Below are 6,276 nucleotides of genomic sequence, written 5' to 3' on the forward strand. Positions count from 1 at the left end.
CTGTAAAACTACTGGTTGAACGTGAGCGCGAGATCAACGCTTTTATCCCTGAAGAGTTCTGGGATGTGCATGCTGATACCAAAACGGCAGAGAAAACAGATTTCAGACTGCAAGTCGCTCAAAAAGACGGTGTTGCGTTTAAACCTGATAATGAAGCGCAAACACAAGCTGCAGTAAGCGTTTTAGAAAAAGCGCAATACGAAGTATGTAAACGTGAAGACCGCCCAACTAAGAGTAAGCCGTCTGCACCTTACATCACGTCGACTCTGCAACAAGCGGCGAGCACACGTCTTGGTTACGGCGTAAAGAAAACCATGATGTTGGCTCAACGTTTGTATGAAGCGGGTTACATCACTTATATGCGTACTGACTCGACCAACTTGAGTTCAGAAGCTGTAGAAGCCGCACGTGAATACATTGGTTCTGAGTTTGGTGCACAATATCTTCCACCGAAAGCGCTTGTATACGGCAGCAAAGAGGGCGCACAAGAGGCTCACGAAGCGATTCGTCCTTCGAGTGTCGATGTTAAGTCTGAAGACCTAAACGGCGTAGACGCGGACGCACACAAGCTTTACTCGCTGATTTGGAATCAATTTGTTGCATGTCAAATGACACCTGCGCAATACGATTCAACGACGGTAAGCGTTAAAGCTGATGAGTACACGTTAAAAGCGAAAGGCCGTATTCTTAAGTTTGATGGTTGGACTCGCGTTCAACGTCCAATGGGTAAAAATGAAGATACGATTCTTCCTGCTGTACAGGTTGGTGAAAAGCTAGACCTAATCGCATTAGACCCTAAACAGCATTTCACTAAGCCGCCAGCCCGTTTTACTGAAGCGGCGCTAGTTAAAGAGCTTGAGAAGCGTGGTATTGGTCGTCCTTCAACGTACGCATCAATCATCTCTACGATTCAAGACCGTGGTTATGTAAAAGTTGAACAGCGTCGTTTCTATGCTGAGAAGATGGGTGAAATTGTTACTGACCGTCTAGATGGCAGTTTCAATGACCTAATGAACTATGACTTTACGGCTCGTATGGAGCAGAAGTTAGACCAAATTGCAGAAGGCGAAGCAAGCTGGAAAGGCGTGCTAGATAACTTCTTCGAAGACTTTACAGGCGATTTGGAAAAAGCCGATTTAGATGAAGACGCTGGTGGCATGAAGCCAAATCATATCGTTGAAACCGATATTGAGTGTCCAACTTGTAGCCGTAAAATGGGTATTCGTACAGCTTCGACTGGCGTATTCCTAGGTTGTTCTGGTTATGCACTTCCACCAAAAGAGCGCTGTAAGACAACCATTAACCTTGGTGATGAAGACGGTATTATCAACGTTCTTGAAGAAGACGTTGAAACCGCAGCACTTCGAGCAAAAAAGCGTTGTCCGATTTGTGAAACGGCAATGGATGCTTATCTGATCGATGATAAGCGTAAGATGCATGTGTGTGGTAACAACCCTAACTGTGAAGGTTATGTGGTTGAACACGGCGAATTCAAAGTGAAAGGCTATGATGGTCCGCTTGTTGAGTGTGACAAATGTAGTTCTGACATGGTTTTGAAGAATGGTCGTTTCGGTAAATACATGGACTGTACGAGTGAAGATTGTAAGAACACTCGTAAGATTCTGAAGAATGGCGAAGTAGCGCCACCTAAAGAAGACCCAGTGCATTTCCCTGAACTCCCATGTGAAAATTCAGATGCATACTTCGTACTTCGTGATGGGGCTTCTGGTTTGTTTATGGCCGCGAGTAATTTCCCTAAATCACGTGAAACACGTGCACCATTAGTGGAAGAGCTGGTTCGTTTTAAAGACCGTATCTCACCTAAATTCCAGTATCTGGCATCAGCACCGGTTGCTGATCCTGATGGCAAGCCGACAGTAGTTCGTTTTAGTCGTAAGACAAAAGAAAACTACGTTCGTACCGAAGTGGACGGTAAACCTTCAGGTTGGACCGCTTTGTACATCGACGGTAAGTGGGAAGTTACGGATAAACGTAAAAAGCCTAAAGAGAAGTAACTGAATGTGTGACCCGATCTGATATGGGTTGACATTTTATTGATGAAAAAAGCAGCCATTAGGCTGCTTTTTTTTTGATCTGAATATGACTAATTATGCTGTCTCTCGATCGTCGGCCTTACCTGTGTCTATTTGTTAAATTCAGGTCATGAAATAAATGAAATGGATAATAATCTTTAATTATGCAACCTTAACGTGATTGTAACTTAATTAAAATATTGTAAGTCACAGATCAGGTTTTAGTTGTATACCTGATGTATTCCGAGTGTTAACTTAATGTTTCATAAAAACAGTGTAATGTGAGCTGCTTTAAGTCTTAGGAAAGCAATCGGCTTACATAACACAGAATGGCGTATTAAAAATTGAAATCGACCGGAAAGTCGATAACGTATATAAAACCAAGTGCAAACAATAGTGCACACTTAACAACGTTTGGCTTAGGATATTTTCACTACATGTGGATGGATATTCGTTAAGTACCGAAATAAGTGTTGGTGCTCATCCCCCAGAGGAAGATACCTCTTAGAGCACTAACATCGACAAGCTATAAATATATGGAGAATAAAATGGCTGGTGTATTAGGAATGATTCTTGCTGGTGGTGAAGGCTCTCGCTTAAGACCTTTAACTGAATCTCGCAGCAAACCCTCGGTTCCTTTCGGTGGTAGTTACCGCTTAATTGATTTTGCTCTGAATAACTTCGTTAATGCTGATCTAATGAAGATCTACGTATTAACACAGTTTAAGTCACAATCACTGTTCCATCACATGAAAAAAGGTTGGAATATCAGTGGTATAACCGACCGTTTTATCGACCCAATCCCTGCGCAAATGCGTACAGGTAAGCGTTGGTATGAAGGTACTGCAGATGCTATTTATCAAAACCTTCGCTTCATGCAGTTGGAAGAACCTGATCAAGTTTGTATTTTTGGATCAGATCATATTTACAAAATGGACATTAAGCAGATGCTTGATTTCCATAAAGAGAAGAAAGCGGCTTTAACCGTTTCTGCATTGCGTATGCCGCTTGCTGAAGCATCTGAATTCGGCGTTATCGAAGTGGATGCTGAAGGACGTATGATTGGTTTTGAAGAGAAACCGGCTAACCCGAAACCAATTCCAGGTGACCCGGAGTCTGCGCTTGTGTCTATGGGTAACTACGTATTTGAAGCTAACGAGTTGTTCGCAGAACTTGTTGAAGATGCAGATAAAGAAGACTCGACACATGATTTCGGAAAAGACATCATTCCAAACATGGTTCCGCGTGGTGATGTGTTTGTTTATGACTTCAGTACTAACCGTATTACTGGTGAGAAAGAAGAAGTTTATTGGCGCGATGTAGGTACGATTGACGCGTACTGGCAAGCTCATATGGATCTTCTTGAGAAAGATGCGCCATTCTCGCTATACAACCGCAAGTGGCCACTACATACATACTATCCGCCACTACCGCCGGCTACGTTTACTGATTCGGCAAACGGCCGTGTTCAGATCATCGATAGCTTAGTGTGTAACGGCAGCTATGTACGTGGCTCTCGCATTGAGAAGTGTGTATTGGGTTTCCGCAGTAATATCGCATCAGCGTGTGATATTAGTGAGAGTATCTTACTCGGTGATGTGAAAGTGGGTGAAGGTTGCGTACTTCGTCGTGTCATCGTCGATAAAGATGCAGATATCGCACCTGGAACACAGATTGGCGTAAATCTGAAAGAAGATAAAAAGCATTACCATGTCTCTGACGATGGTGTAGTAGTTATTTCCAAAGGAGCTCGAGTTGGTTACTAAGACTCTCTCGGTACTTTTTGTAGCGTCTGAAGTTGAAGGCTTGATTAAAAGTGGTGGCTTGGCTGATGTAGCCAAGGCACTGCCAAAAGCGTTACAAACACTCGAACAAGATGTTCGAGTGACCATCCCTGCTTATAGAAACATTCCAAACATTGATTCAGCTGAAGTGATTTTGTCGACCGAGCTCGATCATTGGCCTCATACTGCTTATCAAGTCAAAAAGTTGAGTGTCGAAGGTGTTCAAATCTTCGCTATTGAATGTGACAAGTATTTTGACCGTCCTGAAATGTACGCAGAGAACAATCAAGCGTATGCTGATAACGGAGAGCGCTTTTCGTTCTTCAGTACGGCTTGTTTGGATATGCTTCCTAAGCTCGCGTTCCAACCTGATATCATTCATGCAAATGACTGGCACACAGGCTTTGTGCCTTTCTTGCTTAAATCACGTTATCAACAACACGAATTCTTTGAAAATACGCGCAGTGTTATCTCGATTCACAATGCAGTTTTCAAAGGGGTGTTCGCATACGATGAACTGCAATGTCTGCCAGAGATGCACAGTTACAATGTGCCTGAAGCATCTGTAAGTGACACGCATGTCACCATGCTAAAAGCAGGGGTGATGTGTGCCGATAAGGTCAATGCAGTAAGCCCAACGTATGCAGAAGAGCTGAAAACGGAGTTAGGTAGCCATGGCATGGCAGCAGAGTTCCAACATCGTTCGGCCGACTTATTTGGTATTCTCAACGGTTGTGATTATGGAGCTTGGAACCCGGAAACAGACGCTTTCCTTCCTCGTAAATTCAAAGCAACGAAACACAGCATGACTCGTGGAAAATCTGCTTGTAAGCAAAAACTGCAACAAGATGTTGGTTTACCCGTTACCGATTGTGCGGTTTATGGCATGGTTTGTCGTCTGACCAACCAAAAAGGCGTTCATTACTTACTGCCTATCATCGAGCAGTTCTTGAAAAACGAATTGCAGATCGTGATTGTCGGTACTGGTGACCCGGTTTTGGCGAGTCAATTGAAAGAGTTATCAGCACTTCATTCAGACAAGTTCTCATTCGTAGAAGCCTACAATAATGAACTAGCGCATTTGGTTGAAGCGGGCTCTGATTTTTTCTTGATGCCTTCTGAATTTGAGCCTTGTGGCTTGAACCAAATCTACAGCATGGCTTACGGCACTTTGCCTATTGTGCGCTCTGTTGGTGGTTTAAAGGACAGTGTGAATGATTACGATCAGGATCCCGAGATAGCAACAGGCTTTGCTTTTGAAGAACCAACACCGCAAGCATTACTAGCGGTATTACATCGCTCATTACTACTTTATGCTCAAAATCCATCTGAAATTAAGCGCGTTCAACTTTACGCGATGCAACAAGATTTTAGTTGGGAAGATGCGGCAGAAGAATATCTTGCGATGTACCATTCTGCATTTTAACTTGTTGACTTAGCTTTAAAATACAGTTGTTGAATAACAACTGTTCATAATAAAAGAAGGCGCTCTGCTGATAGAGTGCCTTTTTTTTTCTGGTCAGATCACATCACGTTTCCAAAGACAAAGCTTGCAAACTCATTTTAGTCAGGTAGAAAAGGTGGTCAGGTATTCACATGACTAGTGTTGGGTTTGACACTATTATCACTTAAAATTCTTAATTGCGTGATATCCTTAGTCATCGCCTTGTGATGAGGCTTAGCTCCATAAATAAATTAAGCGATAGGTATGTCTGAGAGTTTATTATTTCATAAAACATTTACTCACCCTACGAGTGATGAGTGGGTTGTGTTTGTGCATGGCGCAGGGGGCAGTTCCTCCATTTGGTTTAAGCAGATCAAAGCGTATAAGCAGCATTTCAACTTGCTTCTCATTGACTTGAGAGGGCACGGTAAATCAGACAACATACTTAAAGATCTGATTTCGAACCGTTATACGTTCAAATCAGTAACGCTCGATATTCTTAAAGTGTTAGATCATCTAAAAATCCGATCCGCACACTTTGTGGGTATGTCTTTGGGTACAATTATCGTTCGTAACGTGGCCGAACTGGCGGCAAGCAGAGTACGTTCGATGGTGCTTGGTGGTGCTGTCACTAAACTCAACACTCGATCTCAAGTCTTAATCAAATTAGGAAACCTGAGTAAGCACATCATTCCTTATATGTGGCTATACAGCCTTTTTGCTTATGTTGTGATGCCGCAAAAAAGTCAGAAAGAATCACGTCACCTGTTTATCCGCGAAGCGAAAAAGCTGTGCCAAAAAGAGTTCAAGCGCTGGTTTATCCTCACGGCTGATGTGAACCCATTGATGAAATACTTTAAAGACAGGGAGTTGCCGATTCCGACTTTGTATTTGATGGGCGAGCGCGATTACATGTTCATCAAACCCGTTAAAGAAATGGTCGAAGCGCACGAGTCGAGCGAGTTGGTAGAAATTGCCAACTGTGGGCATGTATGTAATGTAGAAAATCCTGAAG

At 42.9% G+C, this 6,276-nt stretch carries 4 protein-coding genes; all 4 read left to right on the plus strand.

Annotated features, from left to right (window positions below):
- On the plus strand, positions 1-2,015 hold a 2,015-nt coding region (gene topA / locus AB4653_RS20655; RefSeq protein ID WP_372105200.1), incomplete at its 5' end, for a type I DNA topoisomerase.
- Positions 2,016-2,569: 554 nt separating this feature from the next.
- A complete protein-coding gene (gene glgC, locus AB4653_RS20660) occupies positions 2,570-3,799 on the plus strand; it encodes a glucose-1-phosphate adenylyltransferase (protein ID WP_080518005.1) in 1,230 nt (409 codons plus the stop codon).
- Positions 3,789-5,243 carry a glycogen synthase GlgA gene (gene glgA / locus AB4653_RS20665; protein ID WP_009846348.1) on the plus strand — a complete coding sequence of 485 codons (1,455 nt, stop codon included), beginning with the start codon at positions 3,789-3,791 and terminating at the stop codon, positions 5,241-5,243. The genes glgC and glgA overlap by 11 nt, the downstream gene beginning before the upstream one ends.
- 282 nt (positions 5,244-5,525) lie before the next feature.
- On the plus strand, positions 5,526-6,276 hold a 751-nt coding region (locus AB4653_RS20670), incomplete at its 3' end, for an alpha/beta fold hydrolase (RefSeq protein WP_372105202.1).

The sequence above is a fragment of the Vibrio sp. 10N.222.48.A3 genome (genome assembly GCF_041475345.1).
Classification (GTDB): Bacteria; Pseudomonadota; Gammaproteobacteria; order Enterobacterales; family Vibrionaceae; genus Vibrio; species Vibrio tasmaniensis_A.

What these genes read in the sequence shown, in the direction of transcription:
- glgC (WP_080518005.1), top strand. Translation starts at nt 2,570, where the DNA reads ATGGAGAATAAAATGGCTGGTGTATTAGGAATGATTCTTGCTGGTGGT.